Genomic DNA, 18,522 nt, shown 5'->3' with positions numbered 1-18,522 from the left:
CCAGTCTCATCATTCAGAAGGATCTTTCTGCACCATGGTCACGCTTCGCCGCGTTAGCGACATCGACGAGCTCATATCCTCCGCTGCACTCGCCTTTATTGAGACGGTTGCGGCGATTCAAGCCCCGGGCAGTGGCCTGCACAAGGACGGAGTAGCACGCGTAGTCCTCACTGGTGGCGGTGCTGGAATCGGTGTCCTGCGCGAATTGGCCCGCCTCCACGACGCTGCCCAGCAGCAAGGTAGCGACTACCCGGCATTGGCCGTGGACTGGACGCGGGTCCACGTCTTCTTCGGTGATGAGCGCAATGTTCCTGTCAGCGATCCGGATTCCAACGAAGGCCAAGCTCGTGAGGCTCTTCTCAGCAAGGTCGGTATTCCAGAACAGCACATTCATGGCTATGACTTGGGTGCGGTATCCATGGAACACGCCGCCCAAGCCTATGAGGGCGAGATCCGTGATTTTGCCCCAGAGGGCTTCGACATTCACCTCTTGGGCATGGGACATGAGGGCCACATTAACTCTCTGTTTCCGCATTCGGAGGCAGTCTATGAAGACACGGACTATGCATTTGCTGTCCACGATTCCCCTAAGCCCCCGTCAGAGCGCGTCACGCTGACCTACCCTGCTATCAATCGCTCCCAACGCATTTGGTTCCTCGTCTCCGGCGAGGAGAAGGCCGAAGCTGCGTCCCACCTCGCAGCCGGCGCCGCGGCTGAGGATTGGCCTGCCGCAGGCGCGCAGGGTACCGAAGAGACTCTGCTTTTCGTGAGTGAAGACGCCGCACAGCGGCTTTAGCGCCACGGTTCCTCCGGCCGCTTGCAGTCTAGGAAAAATAACGCCGCGTTCCCTCCTCCTTAGGAGGAAGCACGCGGCGTTAAGCGTTGTTGTGGCCGTGGACCAGCTGGCTGGCTTTAGCTGCTAAATGCCTGCAGCAGGTTCAGGGCTACGATGCAGGCGAGCCAGATGACCACCATGACCACTGTGTAACGGTCAAGGTTCTTTTCAACCACGGTGGAACCAGACAAGTTGGACTGCACACCGCCGCCGAAAAGGCTGGAAAGACCGCCGCCCTTACCTTTGTGCAGCAGCACGAAGACAGACATCAGGATTGCGGCAATCACGAGGATGATTTCCAGTGCCAAGATCATGAAATAGTTCCTTGTTTTACGCGTTCGTTCGTTTATTGTGGTGGGTGACAGCCTATGCCGCCAGCCCACGGAGAAGTGGGCGCCAAAAGCAGGCGCAATAATGCCCGATAATACACCACGTGGCGGGCCAGAAACCATTCCGACCCGCCACGGCTATTTAGCGTGATGCCAGCTGCTATGAGGGCTATGCGCCCTGGGCGGCGTTAGCCGCCAGCTTGGCAAACTCCTCGCCCTTGAGAGAAGCACCGCCGACAAGGCCACCGTCGACGTCCGGCTTGCCTACGATCTCCGCGATGGAATCCACCTTGACGGAGCCACCGTAGAGAATGCGGATGCCCTCGGCCACCTCATCGCCGCCCAGCTCACGGACGAGCTCGCGAATAGCTGCGCACACTTCCTGCGCGTCCTCAGCGGAAGCAACCTTACCGGTGCCGATTGCCCAGACCGGCTCATAAGCGATGACGGTCTTTGAGAGGTCCTCGGCAGAAAGTCCTTGCAGGGAGTTGCGGGTCTGGGTGACCACGTAATCCACGTGAGTGCCTGCCTCGCGCACGTTGAGCGGCTCGCCCACGCAGACAATCGGGCTGATGCCGTTAGCCAGGGCTGCTGCGGCCTTCTCAGCAACCAGCTGGTCGGTCTCACCGTGGTACTGACGGCGCTCGGAGTGACCAACGACTGCCCAGGAGCATCCCAGGGCGGAGAGCATCTTGCCGGAAACCTCACCGGTGTATGCACCGGACTCGTGCTTGGAGATGTCCTGTGCACCATAGGTGAACTGCAAGTCGTCACCGTCGACCAGCGTCTGCACGGTGCGGATATCGGTGAACGGGACCATGAAAGCCACGTCAACCTTCTCGTAGTATTCCTTCGGCAGAGAGAAAGCGAACTTCTGCAGGGAGCCAATAGCTTCCTTGTGGTCGAGGTTCATCTTCCAGTTACCTGCGATAAGCGGGGTACGTGCCATGATTAGCCTTTCTAAATCAGACTGAGTTGACGGTTTAAGTGCTTAGGCTTCCAGAACCTTGACGCCCGGCAGCTCCTTGCCCTCAAGGAACTCGAGGGAAGCGCCACCACCGGTAGAGATGTGAGAGAAGCCATCCTCATCGAGGCCGAGAAGGCGAACGGAAGCTGCGGAGTCACCACCGCCAACGACGGTGAAGGAGCCGTTCTTAGCGGTGGCGTCGATGATCGACTGTGCCACACCGGCGGTGCCCTTGGAGAAGGCCTCCATCTCAAAGACACCCATTGGGCCGTTCCAGAAGACGGTCTTGGAAGAAGCGATGACCTCGTCGAACTTCTTCACCGACTCCGGGCCGATGTCGAGAGATTGCCAACCCTCCGGAATGCCGTCCAGGGCGACGACCTTGTTCTCTGCCTGAGCATCGAACTCGGTTGCAGCAACGAGGTCGACCGGCAGGACAATCTTTTCACCGAAGCGCTCGAGCAGCTCCTTGCAGTTATCAATCTGGTCTTCCTGCAGCAAGGAGTTCTGGACGTTGTAGCCCTGCGCGGCCAAAAGGGTGTAGCACATGCCGCCGCCAATGATGACCTTGTCGGCCTTGCCGGCAAGGGCCTCGATCACACCGAGCTTGTCGGAGACCTTGGCGCCGCCAAGAACAACCACGTACGGATGCTCTGGCTTCTCTGCTACCGCAGCCAGGGTTTCCACTTCCTTCTGGACCAGCTTGCCGGCGTATGCAGGCAGGCGCTTGGCGACGTCGTACACAGAGGCCTGCGCGCGGTGAACGACACCGAAACCATCGGAGACGAAGGCACCGTTGTCCGCAGCCAAGGCGACGAGCTCATCGGCGAAGGCGCCGCGCTCAGCCTCATCCTTGGAGGTTTCGCGCGGATCAAAGCGAACATTCTCTAGGAGGAGAACATCGCCATCGTTGAGGCCGTTGGCACGCTCGTGAGCGTCCTCACTGCTGACATCGCCGGCCAGAGCAACGTACTGATCCAGTGCCTCGGACAGAGCCTCTGCGACTGGAGCGAGGGAGTACTTCGGGTTTACTTCGCCCTTTGGACGTCCCAAGTGTGCCGACAGGATGACCTTCGCTCCACCCTCAATGAGCGCCTTGATAGTGGGCAGCGAGGCGGTGATGCGGCCGGAGTCGGTGATGTTTCCTCCATCATCGAGCGGGACGTTGAAGTCAGAACGAACAAGGACGTGGCGGCCAGAAACGCCTTCTGCGAGCAGATCGTCCAAAGTTTTGAAAGCCATTGTGTTCTCCTTGAAGGTGGGTACTCAAGCTAAAGGTTAATGCTATTCACTTAGTAAGTGTGCCGGAACCTGATTAGCAACGTGTGTGAAAGCGCGAAATCGTTCCTTAAAGACGAATACCGGCCCAGCGCACGCCACGTATTCAGAGATAGTAGGCGCGGCGCGTGGGCCGGGTTCTAGCCTGTGGGGCTTCCACAGGCAATCACAGCTTGCTTCACTGTGCTCATTTCAAAGGGTGAAACTTTAGAGCTTGGAAGCAACCAGGGAGGTGGTGCGCACGAGCTGGCTGGTGTAGCCCCACTCGTTGTCGTACCAGCCAAGGACCTTGACGAAGTTGCCGTTGGAAACCTTGGTCATGCCAGCATCGAAGATGCAGCCGTGGGAGTCGGTGATGATATCGGTGGAGACGATCGGGTCCTCGGTGTAGCCCAGGGTCTCGCCGAACTCGCCGGTTGCGGCTTCCTTGATAGCGGCGTTGATTTCCTCAGCGGTGACGTCGCGGGATGCCTGGAAGGTCAGGTCGGTGGCGGAACCAGTGATGGTGGGAACGCGCATTGCGTAACCGTCCAGCTTGCCCTCCAGCTCCGGCAGAACCAGGGAAACAGCCTTTGCTGCACCAGTGGAGGTCGGAACCATGTTGACGGCTGCGGCGCGTGCGCGGCGCAGGTCGCGGTGCGGAGCGTCCTGGATGCGCTGGTCACCGGTGTAGGCGTGGATGGTGGTCATCAGGCCCTTCTCGATGCCGAACTTCTCGTGCAGGACCTTAGCCATCGGTGCCAAGCAGTTGGTGGTGCAGGATGCGGCGGAGATGACGTTGTGCTTCTCAGCGTCGTACTCATCGGAGTTAACGCCGTAAACGAAGGTTGCGTCAACGTTCTTGCCCGGTGCAGAGATGATGACCTTCTTGGCACCGGCCTCGATGTGAGCCTTAGCAGCCTCACCATCGGTGAAGAAGCCGGTGGACTCGATGACGATGTCGACGTTGTGCTCGCCCCAGTTCAGGTTCTTCGGATCGCGCTCTGCGGAGACTGCGATCTTGTGACCGTTGACGGTGATGGACTCGTCGTCGTGCTCGATCTCACCGTCGAAGCGGCCCAGAACCGAGTCGTACTTGAGCAGGTTGGCCAGGGTTGCGTTGTCGGTCAGGTCGTTGACTGCGACGACCTCGAGGTCATTGTTGCCCTGTGCGACTGCACGGAAGAAGTTGCGGCCGATGCGGCCAAATCCGTTGATACCTACGCGAATGGTCACTGTAATGTCTCCTCAAATAATCGAGTGAAGTTCTATTGTGGGGGCTTCCGAGACTTTGTCTTTATAGGCAGTGCGGTGGACCGCTCTTGCGGCACCGTTGCCCTGCCACTTCCGTGACGTGCTCGGTGGTTTTCCCAACACGGCCGATAGTACCCACGTATTTTGCATCCTGCAGTGTGCGTTCAGGTTCGCATCGAGGGTGCTCGCACGAAAGGGAAAAGGGGCGTACACTGGATGGGCCGCTAGCTCCTTATGGTAATTCCCCAAACCCATACACCTGCATATATGCCCGTTTATGTGGGATTGTGTTGACCCTAGAGAGGGCAAGGTGGGATATCTCACTAAAGCAAAAAAGAGCGGGTGAATCCAAAAATAAAGCAGCTATCCACGGTCATAGATTCACCTCCTATAGTCAAAAAATTGCCCCAGACGGTCGCTGCGGTGCCCGAACGGGCACAACATTCGACTGCGTCTGGGGTTAAGACGAGAGACTAAGATTCCTCGAAAAGTTCCTCTGTCACTGCCTTCGTCGTATCCGGCACACCAAGTTCCTTCGCGCGCTTATCTGCCATAGAAAGCAGGCGGCGAATGCGCCCAGCCACCGCGTCTTTGGTCATCGGGGGATCAGCCAAGCGTCCAAGCTCCTCCAAGGAAGCCTCGCGGTGCTGCACGCGTAGGCGGCCGGCGTCCGCGAGGTGTTCCGGAACGTCATCCCCCAAGATGACCATGGCGCGTTCGACGCGAGCAGCGGCTGTAACTGCCGCACGGGCAGAACGGCGCAAGTTCGCGTCATCGAAGTTGTCTAGGCGGCGGGAGGTGTCGTGGGCTTCGCGTTGGATACGCTTCTTCTCCCACGTCAGGCGAGTCTCTTGGGCACCCATCCTGGTTAGCAACGCACCAATGGCATCGCCATCACGTACCACGACGCGATCGGCCCCGCGGGTCTCCTTAGTTTTCGCCACCACACCCAAACGCCGGGCGCAGCCTACAAGTGCGAGTGCTGCCTCCTGGCAAGGACAGGTCACCTCCAGCGCTGAAGAACGGCCCGGTTCGGTTAGCGAACCTTGCGCCAGAAAGGCGCCGCGCCAAGCCGCTTCGTTATCCGCAACAGAGCCGGAGATTACTTGCGGCGGCAGCCCCACGACTGGGTGACCCGAGCGGGTCACCAACCCCAGACGCCTGGTCAACTCCTTGGCCCCGGTAGTAATGCGCAGCTGTACCCTGCTCTTTTTAGAGGATGCGGCGGGGCCTGCTACGTGGATACTGGCAGAGATCGAATATAGCTCGTCGAGTGCGGTGACCAAGCGAGTGGCTACGCTCTTCGATTCCAATTCGACCTCGTACATCACCCTATCTCCGGTGATATGGAGCTCGCCGGCGAACCTGAGGATCGCGGCAACCTCCGCCGCACGAGCGGACTGGCGCGGTACGGAGACCGCCGTAAGTTCCTCCTTGACCTGATCGGTCAATGACGCAGACACCTCGTGCCTCCCCTTTCAACTCTTGATGTAGCTCACCGCTGAAACCAGCAGTGGTGCAACTGAGCTCAAAAGGACCTTGAGCTCGCGCATACAGCACGTAGTACCGCACCTGTGAAGCGCAGTCACGTCGCAGTGAGCGATGAATGCCACTTAGTCTATCGCGCGCTCAGCTGCGGTGAGTGCCCGGGGCACCCGCCGAAGAATCCCGCTGAGCGACATAGTCGGTATAAAGCTCAGTCAGTACCTGCGCGAGCTTGTCTGGGCAATGCTTGTTGAGAGAATTTCCGTTCTCATCGGCCTGACACACATCGCGGAAAACCGCCGTAGCACCGAGCACGCTTGCCGCACGCTGCACGAAGACTCGCTCCGACTCATTCGGAAGACCAGATCCATCGACGATTACTTTGTCTACCCGCAGGTTCGGCGCATGCTGCGCTAAGACGTGCAGGTGGCGCTCAGCTGAAAAGCCCTGGGTCTCCCCTGGTTCAGCGGAAAGGTTAAGTACTACAACGCGAAGCGCATCCGAGGACGTAATTGCGTTGACAATCTCCGGCACGAGGACGTGTGGAAGCACGGAGCTAAACCACGATCCCGGCCCCAGGGTGATGAGGTCCGCATCGCGCAAGGCCGCGATGGTTTCCGGATTGGCCTGTGGCTTTTCCGGGATGATGCGCACGCGACGCACCTGCCCCACAGTGGACGCGACAGCGACTTGGCCGCGGACGGAGCGCATGATGCGGGGGTCGTCGTCAAGCCCGGCCACGTCCGCTTCGATATCGAGCGGCAGATTCACAGCCGGCAGCACGCGGCCCGCAGACTGCGTAAGCCGTCCCACCGCGTCAAGCGCCGCCTGGAAGTCCCCCAAGACCTCAGTGAGTCCGGCAATGAGAAGATTACCCACCGCGTGGCCGGCCATGGCGCCGGTGCTCTGGAAGCGGTGCTGCAGCGTAGAGGCCCACAACTGGCCTTCCTCTGAGTCGCTCGACAATGCAGCGAGCGCCATGCGCAAATCACCGGGCGGAATGATGTCCATCTCGCGGCGCAGACGCCCGGAAGAACCGCCGTCATCAGCCACGGTGACGATGGCAGAAATCGCTTCCGCGCCGGTACGGCGCGCAGCCAGAAGGGTTTGGTAGAGACCATGGCCGCCGCCCAGGCTAGCCATGTGGGTAGGGAGAGATGTCACGGAAATATTAGCTTTCGGTCATCCGAGGGGTAGGGAATGAACTTTTATCTTAACGCACCTAATCCCGGGCGATGTCACGGTGCAGTGTGCTCACATCCAAGTCCCCGCGCTCCCTGAGACGGCGAGCAATCTCCTCCGTAACCGCCACGGATCGGTGGTGTCCGCCGGTGCACCCGATGCCTATAGTGATGAAGTTCTTGCCCTCGTTCCGGTAGCCGGCAAGCATCGAATCAAACATGGTGATGAAGTGATCAATGAAGGGTTCAGCGGCGTCCTGAGAAAGGACGTAGTCTGCAACAGGTTCATCAGTCCCGCGGTAGCCCCGCAATTCAGGCACCCAATAAGGATTGGGAAGGAAGCGGACATCGACAACAAGATCTGCGTCACGCGGGGAACCATGCTTGAAGCCGAAGGACTCTAACGTGACGTGCTGCAGCTCATGGCCCATCTCGCCGAAAGAGGCCTCGATCGCGCGGCGCAGGTCATGAACGGAGAGATTGGTCGTGTCAATGATGATATCCGCGCGCTCGCGGATGGCCTGCACTGCTGCGCGCTCGCGCTGAATACCTGCCTTGAGGGTTTCCCCGTCCTGCAGGGGGTGTGTACGCCGCACTGAGTCGAACCGGCGAATCAGAACGTCATCGCGCGCATCGAGGAAGAGCAGCGTCGGCTTCATATCTAGCTGTTCTAGTTCATCAAGGGTTTCTGCCAAGGAACCCGGGAACAAGCGGGAGCGTACATCGGTCACCGCAGCAATCTTGCTTACCGGGGACTCCGGACTAGCGCACAGTTTGAGCAAGTCAACGATTGCCTTGGGTGGGATGTTATGGGCTACGTAATAGCCTTTATCCTCCAGCACTTTAGCCGCCGACGTCAGGCCTCCGCCTGACATGCCGGTGATCAAAATGGGTGGGGAATCAAACAGCGTCATGGCTTCCATTCTTACCACCTATTCAGAGTCCTCGGTGGCAAAATTTTTCAAAAGCCAAGCCTTCTTAGGAGGCGTGAAGATGATCAAAAACTGTTTGCGCTAGCTTCGGGCCGAAGCCCTTGACCTCAGCGATCTCTTCCACGCTGGCTTCTTTGAGCTTCTTCACCGAACCGAAGTGCTTGACCAGGTCAGTACGCCGTTGAGGCCCCAAGCCTGGCACAGCATCAAGAACCGATGAGCGCATCCGCTTCGAGCGCTGCTGGCGGTGATAGGAAATGGCTACACGGTGGGCTTCATCACGGAGGTGCTGAAGCAAAAAGAGGGCCTGAGAATTGCGCGGCAAAATCACCGGTTCATCATCACCAGGCACCCACACCTCTTCTAGGCGCTTAGCTAGACCGATGAGGGTAACGTCCACAATGCCAAGTTCATCGAAAACTGCCTGCGCCGCAGCCACCTGCGGTGCACCACCATCCACGATGAAGAGCTGTGGTGGGTAGGAACTGCGTTTGGTTTGGCTCGCAGCCTCTTCCCGCACCATCTCCTCGGCGAAGGTAGTGTTCTCCAGCTCCTCGTCCGGCACCGCGCGTTTGTCATCGTGGTGGTGTTTGAAGCGGCGGCGAGTCACCTCAGCGATGGAACCAACGTCGTTGGAACGTCCATCACCCGCAGCTTCCTTGATGCGGTAGCGGCGGTAATCAGCCTTACGGGGCAGGCCATCCTCGAAGACCACCAAGGATGCCACGACATCGGTACCTTGAATGTGCGAGATATCCGTACACTCAATGCGCAGCGGCGCGGAATCCATGCCCAGCGCCTCCTGCAGCTCCTGAAGTGCTGCGGACCGGGCAGTCAGATCACCCACGCGCTTGAGCTTGTGCTGTTTCAGCTGTTCCTTCGCATTCCTTTCGACGGTCTCCAGCAAGGCGCGCTTGTCGCCTCGCTGCGGTACCCGTACATCAATCTGGGCACCCCGCAGTTCCTCCAGAACAATCTTCACCTCCTCGGCTTCCTCCGGCAGTGCTTGGACCAGAATCTCGCGAGGAATGGCGTTACCCTGCCGCGTCTCGGCATGAGATTCTTGGTCCACTCCCCTGCGCTCCATTTTGGCGTCCTCGGCAGCCTCTTGGCGCTGACGCTCGACGGCATCCGAATAAAACTGGATGAGGAAGTTCTGGATCAGTGCCGGCAGACCCGGATCTGGTTGGCCCTCCTCAACCACGTGTGTCGTTGCCTGATCACCAGAGCGCTCGACCACCCAACCACGCTGACCGCGAATACGGCCTGCGCGCACATGGAAGATCTGCACGGCCGCCTCCAATTCATCCGAACTAAACGCGATGAGGTCTGCATCCGTGCCGTCGGGCAGGACGACGGCTTGCTGCTCCATAAGCTTGTCGATGGCGCCAAGGTCATCGCGCAGGCGCGCTGCCAGCTCGAACTCCAAGTTCTCTGCTGCCTCTTCCATGCGCTGGGTCACCCTCTTGCGCACGGGCGCGGTATTACCGTTCATGAAGCTGATGAGCTGGTTGACCGTCTCGCGGTGTTCCTCGGGGCTGACTCGGCCAATGCACGGTGCATCGCACTTGCCGATATAGCCCAACAAGCAAGGCCGCCCTAGCCGCTCGTGGCGATTGAAAACACCTTTGGCGCAGGTGCGCACAGGAAAGATTCGAGTGAGAAGATCAAGGGATTCACGCACCGCCCAGGCATGGGAATAGGGACCAAAATAGCGCACTCCCTTACGGCGTGGGCCCCGGTAGAAGAACGCACGCGGAATGCTCTCCCCCACAGAAACCGCGAGCATGGGGTAGGTTTTGTCGTCGCGGTACATAACGTTGAAACGTGGATCGAAGCGCTTGATCCACGTGTACTCCAGCTGCAGTGCTTCCACCTCGCTGGCCACCACGGTCCATTCGACTGAGGCCGCGGTCAGAACCATCTGGCGGGTTCGCGGGTGCAGTTGGGTGATGTCCTGGAAGTAATTGGATAGCCGCGCGCGCAGGTTCTTTGCCTTGCCCACGTAGATGACGCGGCGGTTTTCATCGCGGAACTTATAAACGCCCGGATCCGTGGGGATGCTTCCGGGCGCGGGGCGGTACTCTGAGGGATCAGCCACTAGTCATCCTGCGGCATGTAGCGGGCTTCCAGGTCGCGGAAGGAGCGGACCTTGGTGATAACGTCCTGCTTATCACCTGATTGCAGGGCCCAAACCGGCACGTATTCGAAGTCAGGCAGCTCGATGCGCGCCATGCGGGATCCTTCGGGGAAGGACAGGCCGTAGATGACCTGCCACGGGTAGAAGCGGGTACCCAGGATGTTGCGGATCTCTACTCCATCGGAGTTTGCACGCAGTCGCGGTCGAGTCAATGCCAACCACGATAGGATTGAAATCACCACGCCCACACCGGGGAAAGCGAACTTATCAATCGTCGTCACCGTCGCACCGGTAAAGGACAAGCCCACCGTGAAGCCCATAAACAAGTGCGCTGCCATGACGAGGATGATCCAGACGATCGCCACCTTGCGCAGATAAGGCGAAGTAGCTTCATATTCCCAAGGCTTGGATGAGGTCAGGGCAAAAGGATCAGCGCTGGTGTAGGCCAATAACTGCTCCTCGCTCATGCGCTGTGCGCCCTCCGCAGAGCTCGATGCGGCCGGCCGCAAAGATTGCGAGGACTTATTTGCGTGAGCTGACTGTTCCCGCTCTTCATGGCCCAAGGGCACCTGTGGGTCCGTCATCGAGTTCTCCATCTCCTCATCACTCCGCTGAGGCAGGCCACGGCCTTGTCCTGATATGCAGGGCACAGTGGTTGCGCATGGCAGCCTACTTTAGGTTTGACTCGTCCAGTGTACGCAAGGTGTGCACGGTTTCTAAAGCTGCCTGCATGGCCTCCGCACCTTTATCTTCCGCGGAATCAGCAAAGCCGGCGCGATCAACTGCTTGTTCATAGTCGTTGACAGTGAGCACACCATTAGCCACCGGAGTGGATTCGTCGAGCGCGATGCGGGTCAGGCCCTGGGTGACGGAATCACACACATAATCAAAGTGCGGAGTACCACCACGGACAACACAGCCCAGTGCCACCACGGCATCGTGCGTGCGCGCCGCGGCCTGCACCACCACGGGGAGCTCAAGAGCGCCCACAACGCGCAGCGGGGTGACAGTGGCACCGGCTGCTTCAGCGGTCTCTAGTGCGCGGCGATGCAGCTGGTCACATATCTCGGCGTTCCACGTGGCGGTGACAACGGCAACGCGGAGTCCTTCACCCGAGACATTCTTCGGGGTTGGCAAGCCTTCCTTGCTCATTGTGTGCTCCTTTGTTTTAGTCTTTTACTCGATCTTCCGGCTTAATGCCTTACGAGTGCTTCTGGTCCCACTCAGCGACCTGGGGCAGATCATGCCCCATGCGGTCGCGCTTCGTGCGCAGGTAGCTGATGTTCTCCGCCGTTGCGGGGGTCGCCAGCGCGGTGCGTGCGGTGGCGTCGATGCCGAAGCCCTGCAGACCCTCGCCTTTGTGGGGGTTATTGGTCAAGAGGTTCACGGATTTCACGCCCACGTCCCGCAGGATTTGGCCGGCCACGGAATACTCGCGGGCATCTTCCGGTAGGCCCTGCTCCACGTTGGCATCAACGGTGTCCATTCCCTTGTCCTGCAGGCGATAGGCCTTGAGCTTGTTCACTAAACCAATGCCGCGGCCCTCTTGCCCACGCAGGTAGATGACGATGCCTCGTCCTGCTTCTTGCACCGCACGAAGGGATTCCTGCAGCTGCGGGCCGCAGTCGCAGCGCTGAGAGGCAAAGACGTCACCTGTAAGACACTCGGAGTGCACACGAACGGGCACGTCCTCCGCACCGCTATAGCTCTCCACGTCACCGACGAAGAGGGCGATGTGCTCGCGCTTGTCGACGTCACTCGAATAACCCACCGCGCGGAACTCGCCGTACTCGGTGGGCAGGCGGGTTTCTACCTCGCGACGAATCTGCTGTTCGTTGTGGCGACGCCACTCGATGAGCTGCTCGATGGAGATCATCGTCAGCCCGTGGGCGTCCGCAAAGCGGCGCAGCTCCGGCGAGCGGGCCATGTCCGTGGGGTCCTCTTCGGAAACGATTTCACACAGCACGCCGGCTGGGCGCAGACCAGCCAGCCGGGCCAAGTCGATGGCGGCTTCGGTATGTCCATCGCGCTCGAGGACACCATTCGGGCGGGCTGCGAGCGGAACAACGTGGCCAGGGCGTGTGAACTCCGCTGGCTCAGAGGAAGGATCAGCCAACCTGCGGATAGTTTCGCAGCGCGAAGTGGCGGAGATGCCTGTGGAGCCATTGGCCAAGTCCACCGTCACGGTGTAAGCGGTCTGGCGCACGTCCTGGTTAACCGCCAGCATTGGGGGTAGGTTCAACCGCTCACAGTCTTCCGGGAGCAGCGGCGCGCAAATGTAGCCGGAGCTATAGCGCACCATAAAGGCCACGAGCTCCGGAGTGGCGAGCTCAGCGGCGAAGATGAGGTCGCCTTCATTCTCGCGGTCCTCATTGTCCACGACGACGACTGCCTTGCCGGCCGCGATATCGGCGATGGCCTGGTCGACGCTATCTAAACTAAAAGCTGAATCTGCAGCGCTCATAAGGACTAACTCTATCCCTCTGTTCCCACGCCGTGGGCGTTAGGGTGAACCATTTTCTCCACATACTTTGCAACCACGTCTACCTCGAGGTTTACCCGGGCGCCTGGCTCCATGGAACCAAAGACGGTATCCCGCAGTGTGGTGGGAATGAGTGAGACTTCAAAATAGCTCTCTGTATCGGACTCTCCTTGCCCATCTGACAAGGCCGATACCGTCAGGGAGGTTCCCTGCACCGCGATGGAACCCTTTTCCACCACGTAGCGTGCCAACTCAGCCGGCAGGCTAAAACGCAATACCTCCCAGTGCTCTGAAGGCGTGCGGGACAACAAGGTCCCGGTGCCATCGACATGTCCCTGCACAATGTGGCCGCCCAAACGGGTCGTCGGGAGCACCGCGCGCTCAAGGTTAACCGGCGAGCCCTCCGCGAGTTCGCCGAGGGAGCTACGGTTCAAAGATTCTTTCATGACATCAGCGATGAAGGTTCCTTCTCCTAGCTCAGCCACGGTCAGGCATACGCCATTGACCGCTATGGAATCCCCCAGTTGCGCGTCACTCAATACGGTGGACGCGGCAATACCCAACCGCACGGCATCACCCTGCGGTTCGACGCTATCGACGCGACCAATCTCTTCAACGAGTCCGGTAAACATAGACCGCACTCCCCTTCCCTTTTAACTCTCTAAATCTCTAAATCTTCTAGCCCGTGAAACTACTAGCCTTTGAAAGCTTTCCAGTTTTCAATGCTTGTCAGCTTTCAAAGCTCTTCATCCTTGCGATATTCCACAAGTAGGTCCTCGCCGAGCTCGGTAACCGCGCAACGCCGCCATCTCTGGGCGCGGGCCAAGTTCGACGACACAGCACTGGTGAGAACGCCTCTGCCTTCGCCGAGGATGACATTTCCTATATAAGCCTGGATCCGGTCGACGAAACCTAGCTCCATGAAGCTGGTTGCGAGCCCCGCGCCACCTTCGACGAGAAGGTCCCGGGCGCCCGTGGCATAAAGCTCAGCTAGGGCCTCCTGTGGGGAGGCATAGTGCTCAAAACCTAGTCTCTCGAGGTTGGTTCTTCCACCTTGAGACACATCCCGGGATCCGATGACCACACGCCTCGGTTGCTGAGGGCGCAAGGAACCATCCGGAAAGCGCGCCGTCAAGGATGGGTTATCCGCCAAGGCTGTGCCAGTTCCGATGAGGATGGCATCGCGCTGAGCCCGGTCACGATGCACATGCTCGCGAGCCTGCTCCCCTGTAATCCACTGGCTGCTGCCATCCACTGCGGCGGTGAAACCGTCCAGACTTTGTGCAAACTTGAGCGTGACGTGCGGACGATTGAGTTTGACCGCACCCAACCACGGCTCCAGCGCATCTGCTCTCTCTGCCGGTGCCGAGAGCTGTCCCACGGTGATGCCGGCGCGGCGCAGAGTGGTCGATCCTCCCCCGGCTTGCGGGGTGGGATCCGGGTGGAGGTAGTACACGGCGGCCACGGAGGCATCGATAAGCGCCTGCGCGCAGGGCCCAGTACGGCCAGTATGGTTGCAGGGCTCCAAGGTGACCACCGCGGTTCCACCGCGCGCCTTGTCCCCCGCATCGCGCAGCGCCATGACTTCAGCATGCGGTCCGCCCGGGGGCTGGGTTGCACCGACGCCGACGACCTGCCCGGAGGCATCAAGAATCACCGCACCGACTGGCGGATTCGGGCTCGTCGTACCGCGCACCTGCTGGCCGGCCTCCATGGCTAAGCGCAACGCTTGCGATAGGGCAGCAGAATCGAGGCGTGGGTTCACAGCGTGGCCAGTCGGCGCAGCTCCTCGACGGCCGCTGCCTTATCTGGTTGTTTATAAATGGCCGAACCCGCTACGAAAGCATCGCAGCCCGCCTCAGCGGCGGAGCGGATCGTCTCGGCAGAAATGCCACCATCGATTTCGATGAGGACATCGAGGCCGCGCTCATCAATAGCTGCGCGCAAGGTGCGGACCTTGTCGAGCTGATCCGGCATGAAGCGCTGACCGCCGAAGCCTGGTTCGACTGACATGACGAGAACCTCGTCGAAGTGCTCCAGGGCATCCAACCAGGGCTCAATCGGGGTGCCCGGCTTGATGGAGAAGCCCGCGCGCACCCCTAGGTCACGGATCTTGCGGGCCAAAGTGATGGCCGCATTCTTGTCGGCCACGGCCTCGACGTGGAAGATGATGCAATCAGCTCCGACCTTGGCGTAGGTTTCCACCCACTTCTCCGGCTCCTCGATCATGAGGTGAACGTCGAGGGTCTGCGAAGTAATCCCATCCACCGTCGCGGTAATATCTGGGCCGAAGGACAGGTTGGGCACGAAGTGACCATCCATGATGTCAACGTGGATCCAATCCGCGTTGGCCACGGCCTGAACCTCCTCACCCAAACGGGTGAAATCAGCGGCCAGAATGGATGGGGAAATGATGGGACCAGACGAGTGTGCAGACATGACACTCAGCCTAGTCCCTCACGTGGCGCTAGTCCGCCACTCGGCGAAGGACGGCGAAAAACATTGCATCTGTGCCATGGCGGTGCGGCCACATTTGGGCAGAAAGCTCGCTGCCGAGGTCTCCCATGTCAGGCAGCACATCACGCGCATCCAGCTCCTCGATACGCACCTCCGCCCCGGCTCCATGGCGCTCCAAGGCCGCATCCACGATGCCCCGGGTCTCACGCAGATCGGGCGAACAGGTGGAGTACACCACAACACCACCGGGGCGCACGAGCTCCAACGCGGATTCAAGGAGCTCGGTCTGGAGTTTGTTGAGCTCCGCAATATCGGACTCGGCTTTGCGCCAACGGGCTTCGGGGCGGCGGCGCAGTGCACCGAGGCCGGAACAGGGGGCGTCGACAAGCACGCGGTCGAAGCCTGCGCCGAGACTCGGCGCACGGCCATCCGCACGATGCACATGGACGGGTAGATCACCCACCGTCTTTTCCACCAAGGTGGCCCGATGCGGAGAGACTTCTACGGCATCGACCTCTGCCCCCTCTATGCGGGCGATGGCACCCATCAGCGCAGCCTTACCACCGGGGCCCGCGCACAGGTCCAACCAGCGTCCGGTGTCTTCGCCGATGAGTTGAGCTTCCGTCACTGCGCGTGCGATGAGCTGCGATCCTTCGTCCTGGACCGCTGCCAACCTTTGGCGGACAGGCTCTAACGAGCCCGGGTCACCCTGCTCAAGATACACCGCATACGGCGAATAACGCCCTTCCTCACAACCGGTAATGAGAGCAAGCTCTTCGGCAGAGATTTCGCCGGGCCGTGCTACCAGATGCACCAGGGGCCGCTCAGAATCCGCTTCGAGTGCACGCTCCAGTTCCGATGTCTGCTCGGCGTTGAGCTTGCTCTTACCAGCGGTGTCCAGCAGGCCCAAGGCGCGTCCGAAGGAGCGGGCAATCCACTCCGGGTGAGCGTGACGGAAGGCCACGGCCGCGATCTCTTCCTTCGGAGAAAGCTTGTCTAGCCACTCGTGCGCAGGCGTGCGGGTGATGGTGCGCATAATGCCGTTGGCAAAGCCCTTGGCCTTTTCGTGGCCAGCTGCCTCCACGAGGCGGACGGTGGTATCGACCGCCGCATGCGCTTCAACGCGGGTGTACAGCACTTGGTAGGTGCCCATTCGCAAGGCGGTGAGAACGTCAGGTGCAATGGCCTCTAAGCCGCGCGAAGCGCACTCGGCGATAACGGCATCAAGCACACCTTCGCTGCGCAGCGTGCCGTAGGTGAGTTCCGTAGAGAAGGCTGCATCACGGCCGCTCAGGTTGTTCGCACTCACTGCCTTTGGCAGCGTGAGGTTGGCAAAAGCATCATCGGCCTCCACGCGCTGCAGCACTTCGAAAGCTACCGCGCGTGGGACATCGACTCCGCAGTGCCGCGCTGCGGACATGAAGGACGCCGACTGTCCGTCCCGTCGGTTGTTATGGCGCTGCCCGCCTCGATGCTCTCGCTTTCCTTTAGCCTGGCGGTTCGTACCGCCACGTGCGGTTCTGCGTCCACCGCCGCGCTGCTGTTCGGCGCGCTCGGAGCGAGCTGCCGGATCACCGGACTTACTGCGGGATCGGAAACCTCTACTCATGAGAACTTCACCTCATTCTGGCCGCCCTCTGCTGCCTGGGCAGCCTGGCTGGAAAGCCCTCGGCCCCAGTCGGCGGCATTCATCATCTTCTTACCTGGTGGTTGGATCTGGCCTAGGCGTACCGGGGTGCTCCCAGTACCGACCATAACCTCCTTCTTCGCCACGTGTACTTCGCCCGGTTGCAGCGACGTCAACGCGATAGCGTCTGGCAGCTCCTCTAATTCCGCTGGCTCCACGACGCTGACCGGACCTACCTTCAAGCGCGACTCCCCTAGCAGAGTCCACGCGCCCGGCCCTGGAGTATGCGCGCGGACGTGGCGATCGACAATGTCGGCCTGCGCGGTCCAATCTATCCGGGCGTCTTCCGTGGAAATCTTGTGCGCGTAGGTGGCCTCACCCTCCTGCGGCTGCGGGGTGATGCTGCCATCTTCCAAACCATTCATCGTCTCGACGAGAAGATCACCGCCGGCATACGCCAACCGCGTCAGCAAGTCATCCGCGGTATCGGTGGGTTGGATTCTCTCTTCCATGGTGGCCAAGATGTCGCCGGTGTCCAGACCTTGATCAATGCGGAAGGTAGTAGCACCTGTTCGCTTATCTCCCGCAGCAATGGCGGCCTGCACTGGGGCGGCACCGCGCCACGCTGGAAGAAGGGAAAAGTGGAGGTTGACCCAGCCGTGCCGGGGAAGGCTCAACAGGTCCTCGGTGATCAGATTTCCGTAGGCGACTACCGGAATCGCCTCGGGGGCGATCTCTGTAAGCCGTGCACGCAACGCATCGCCGTCCTCGGTGCCCTGCTTGAGGGTGGTTGGCGTGAGCACCTCGATGCCGTGTTCCTCAGCTAGGGCTTTCACGGGGCTCGGGTGCAAGCTGCGTCCGCGACCGCGGCGGGCGTCAGGCCGAGTGATGACTGCAGCTACCTCATGATGGGACTCGATCAGCTTCTGCAAAGCCACAACAGCGGGCTCGGGGGTTCCGGCAAAAATAATGCGCACTGTGAGAGCAGGCCTTTCTTAGTTCACGTTGTTTGGGTTCTAGTTTTTAATCGATTTGGGGCCGCACTGTCGGCAGAGCGTGCGTGCTGCTATGAGTTGAACCACTCCGCTTGGCGGATGGTCTTCATGGATTCTTTACGCAGCTCGTCGCTCAGGCGTTGGAGGAACAAGACACCGTCCAGGTGATCTGTTTCGTGCTGTATGCAGCGCGCCATAAGCCCCGAGGCCAGCATCGATACAGGCCGGCCCTGCGGGTCGTAGCCGCGCAGACGCACCGTGGAGAATCTCTCGGTGGGTTGCGAAATACCTGGGATGGACAAGCAGCCCTCAGTTCCTAACTGCATTTCCTCCCCTACCGCTTCCCACTCCGGGTTAATAACCGCACCGCGCAGGCCGTGCTGAAAGTGCGAACAATCGAAGACAAAGATGCGCTTGGTTACGCCGATCTGGTTAGCGGCTAATCCGACTCCCCCTGCATCTTCCATGGTTTCCAGCATGTCCTGGGCCAAGCGTTCCAGGGACGGCCCGAACTCGGTGATCTCCTCGGCACGGGTGGTCAGGACCGGATCGCCATAAAGGCGAACCTCGCGCACGGTCAT

18 protein-coding genes are annotated in these 18,522 nt (G+C 60.1%); 1 reads left to right on the top strand and 17 read right to left on the bottom strand.

Annotated features, from left to right (window positions below; translation table 11 throughout):
* Positions 1-34: 34 nt before the first annotated feature.
* Positions 35-796, top strand: coding sequence for a 6-phosphogluconolactonase (gene pgl, locus HMPREF2978_RS03390; RefSeq protein WP_070528435.1), 762 nt, complete (start codon positions 35-37; stop codon positions 794-796).
* Positions 797-912: 116 nt separating this feature from the next.
* Here pgl and secG read toward each other — a convergent pair whose 3' ends face one another.
* The 17 genes from secG to def all read right to left on the bottom strand — a co-directional run bounded on the left by secG (position 913) and on the right by def (position 18,522).
* A complete protein-coding gene (gene secG / locus HMPREF2978_RS03385; RefSeq protein ID WP_070528438.1) occupies positions 913-1,149 on the bottom strand; it encodes a preprotein translocase subunit SecG in 237 nt (78 codons plus the stop codon).
* A 184-nt stretch (positions 1,150-1,333) separates the two neighbouring features.
* Positions 1,334-2,113 (bottom strand): triose-phosphate isomerase, encoded by a 780-nt coding sequence (gene tpiA / locus HMPREF2978_RS03380; RefSeq protein WP_070528441.1) that lies wholly within the window; start codon positions 2,111-2,113, stop codon positions 1,334-1,336.
* A 42-nt stretch (positions 2,114-2,155) separates the two neighbouring features.
* Complete coding sequence (gene pgk, locus HMPREF2978_RS03375) at positions 2,156-3,373, bottom strand: phosphoglycerate kinase (protein WP_070528442.1); 1,218 nt, start codon at positions 3,371-3,373, stop codon at positions 2,156-2,158.
* Between the two features lie 243 nt (positions 3,374-3,616).
* Complete coding sequence (gene gap / locus HMPREF2978_RS03370; protein ID WP_070511751.1) at positions 3,617-4,624, bottom strand: type I glyceraldehyde-3-phosphate dehydrogenase; 1,008 nt, start codon at positions 4,622-4,624, stop codon at positions 3,617-3,619.
* Positions 4,625-5,115: 491 nt separating this feature from the next.
* Positions 5,116-6,105, bottom strand: coding sequence for a DNA-binding protein WhiA (gene whiA / locus HMPREF2978_RS03365; protein WP_070528444.1), 990 nt, complete (start codon positions 6,103-6,105; stop codon positions 5,116-5,118).
* 166 nt (positions 6,106-6,271) lie between these two features.
* Complete coding sequence (gene yvcK / locus HMPREF2978_RS03360) at positions 6,272-7,270, bottom strand: gluconeogenesis factor YvcK family protein (RefSeq protein WP_070528447.1); 999 nt, start codon at positions 7,268-7,270, stop codon at positions 6,272-6,274.
* 79 nt (positions 7,271-7,349) lie between these two features.
* On the bottom strand, positions 7,350-8,231 hold the full coding sequence (rapZ, locus tag HMPREF2978_RS03355; RefSeq protein WP_070528450.1) for an RNase adapter RapZ: 882 nt from the start codon (positions 8,229-8,231) through the stop codon (positions 7,350-7,352).
* A gap of 55 nt (positions 8,232-8,286) precedes the next feature.
* Positions 8,287-10,341 carry an excinuclease ABC subunit UvrC gene (gene uvrC, locus HMPREF2978_RS03350; protein ID WP_070528452.1) on the bottom strand — a complete coding sequence of 685 codons (2,055 nt, stop codon included), beginning with the start codon at positions 10,339-10,341 and terminating at the stop codon, positions 8,287-8,289.
* Positions 10,341-10,964 (bottom strand): PH domain-containing protein, encoded by a 624-nt coding sequence (locus HMPREF2978_RS03345; RefSeq protein ID WP_070528454.1) that lies wholly within the window; start codon positions 10,962-10,964, stop codon positions 10,341-10,343. Before HMPREF2978_RS03345 ends, uvrC begins: the two co-directional genes overlap by 1 nt.
* Positions 10,965-11,049: 85 nt before the next feature.
* Complete coding sequence (ribH, locus tag HMPREF2978_RS03340) at positions 11,050-11,532, bottom strand: 6,7-dimethyl-8-ribityllumazine synthase (RefSeq protein WP_070528456.1); 483 nt, start codon at positions 11,530-11,532, stop codon at positions 11,050-11,052.
* A gap of 49 nt (positions 11,533-11,581) precedes the next feature.
* Positions 11,582-12,844, bottom strand: a complete 1,263-nt coding sequence (locus HMPREF2978_RS03335) for a bifunctional 3,4-dihydroxy-2-butanone-4-phosphate synthase/GTP cyclohydrolase II (protein ID WP_070528458.1) — start codon at positions 12,842-12,844, stop codon at positions 11,582-11,584.
* 11 nt (positions 12,845-12,855) lie between these two features.
* Positions 12,856-13,494, bottom strand: coding sequence for a riboflavin synthase (locus HMPREF2978_RS03330; RefSeq protein WP_070528459.1), 639 nt, complete (start codon positions 13,492-13,494; stop codon positions 12,856-12,858).
* Between the two features lie 104 nt (positions 13,495-13,598).
* Positions 13,599-14,627, bottom strand: a complete 1,029-nt coding sequence (gene ribD / locus HMPREF2978_RS03325; protein ID WP_083316481.1) for a bifunctional diaminohydroxyphosphoribosylaminopyrimidine deaminase/5-amino-6-(5-phosphoribosylamino)uracil reductase RibD — start codon at positions 14,625-14,627, stop codon at positions 13,599-13,601.
* The gene (rpe, locus tag HMPREF2978_RS03320; RefSeq protein ID WP_070744079.1) at positions 14,624-15,301 is read right to left on the bottom strand and encodes a ribulose-phosphate 3-epimerase; all 678 of its coding nucleotides are present in this window, start codon (positions 15,299-15,301) and stop codon (positions 14,624-14,626) included. The genes ribD and rpe overlap by 4 nt, the downstream gene beginning before the upstream one ends.
* A gap of 28 nt (positions 15,302-15,329) precedes the next feature.
* Positions 15,330-16,928 carry an RsmB/NOP family class I SAM-dependent RNA methyltransferase gene (locus HMPREF2978_RS03315; RefSeq protein WP_070528464.1) on the bottom strand — a complete coding sequence of 533 codons (1,599 nt, stop codon included), beginning with the start codon at positions 16,926-16,928 and terminating at the stop codon, positions 15,330-15,332.
* A complete protein-coding gene (fmt, locus tag HMPREF2978_RS03310) occupies positions 16,925-17,923 on the bottom strand; it encodes a methionyl-tRNA formyltransferase (RefSeq protein WP_070744077.1) in 999 nt (332 codons plus the stop codon). The genes HMPREF2978_RS03315 and fmt overlap by 4 nt, the downstream gene beginning before the upstream one ends.
* An 89-nt stretch (positions 17,924-18,012) precedes the next feature.
* Positions 18,013-18,522 (bottom strand): peptide deformylase, encoded by a 510-nt coding sequence (gene def / locus HMPREF2978_RS03305; RefSeq protein ID WP_010186794.1) that lies wholly within the window; start codon positions 18,520-18,522, stop codon positions 18,013-18,015.

Source organism: Corynebacterium sp. HMSC074C01 (assembly GCF_001814605.1).
In the GTDB taxonomy this organism is placed as follows: Bacteria; Actinomycetota; Actinomycetes; order Mycobacteriales; family Mycobacteriaceae; genus Corynebacterium.
Note: the sequence above shows the minus strand (reverse complement) of the source record. Positions and strands in the feature narration are given on the sequence as shown.

Coding starts and splice junctions, on each gene's coding strand:
- rpe (WP_070744079.1), bottom strand. CDS start 15,301: ATGTCTGCACACTCGTCTGGTCCCATCATTTCCCCATCCATTCTGGCC.
- rapZ (WP_070528450.1), bottom strand. CDS start 8,231: ATGGAAGCCATGACGCTGTTTGATTCCCCACCCATTTTGATCACCGGC.
- secG (WP_070528438.1), bottom strand. CDS start 1,149: ATGATCTTGGCACTGGAAATCATCCTCGTGATTGCCGCAATCCTGATG.
- ribH (WP_070528456.1), bottom strand. CDS start 11,532: ATGAGCAAGGAAGGCTTGCCAACCCCGAAGAATGTCTCGGGTGAAGGA.
- HMPREF2978_RS03315 (WP_070528464.1), bottom strand. CDS start 16,928: ATGAGTAGAGGTTTCCGATCCCGCAGTAAGTCCGGTGATCCGGCAGCT.
- yvcK (WP_070528447.1), bottom strand. CDS start 7,270: ATGGCTAGCCTGGGCGGCGGCCATGGTCTCTACCAAACCCTTCTGGCT.
- pgk (WP_070528442.1), bottom strand. CDS start 3,373: ATGGCTTTCAAAACTTTGGACGATCTGCTCGCAGAAGGCGTTTCTGGC.
- HMPREF2978_RS03335 (WP_070528458.1), bottom strand. CDS start 12,844: ATGAGCGCTGCAGATTCAGCTTTTAGTTTAGATAGCGTCGACCAGGCC.
- pgl (WP_070528435.1), top strand. CDS start 35: ATGGTCACGCTTCGCCGCGTTAGCGACATCGACGAGCTCATATCCTCC.
- HMPREF2978_RS03330 (WP_070528459.1), bottom strand. CDS start 13,494: ATGTTTACCGGACTCGTTGAAGAGATTGGTCGCGTCGATAGCGTCGAA.
- def (WP_010186794.1), bottom strand. CDS start 18,522: ATGACCGTGCGCGAGGTTCGCCTTTATGGCGATCCGGTCCTGACCACC.
- HMPREF2978_RS03345 (WP_070528454.1), bottom strand. CDS start 10,964: ATGACGGACCCACAGGTGCCCTTGGGCCATGAAGAGCGGGAACAGTCA.
- tpiA (WP_070528441.1), bottom strand. CDS start 2,113: ATGGCACGTACCCCGCTTATCGCAGGTAACTGGAAGATGAACCTCGAC.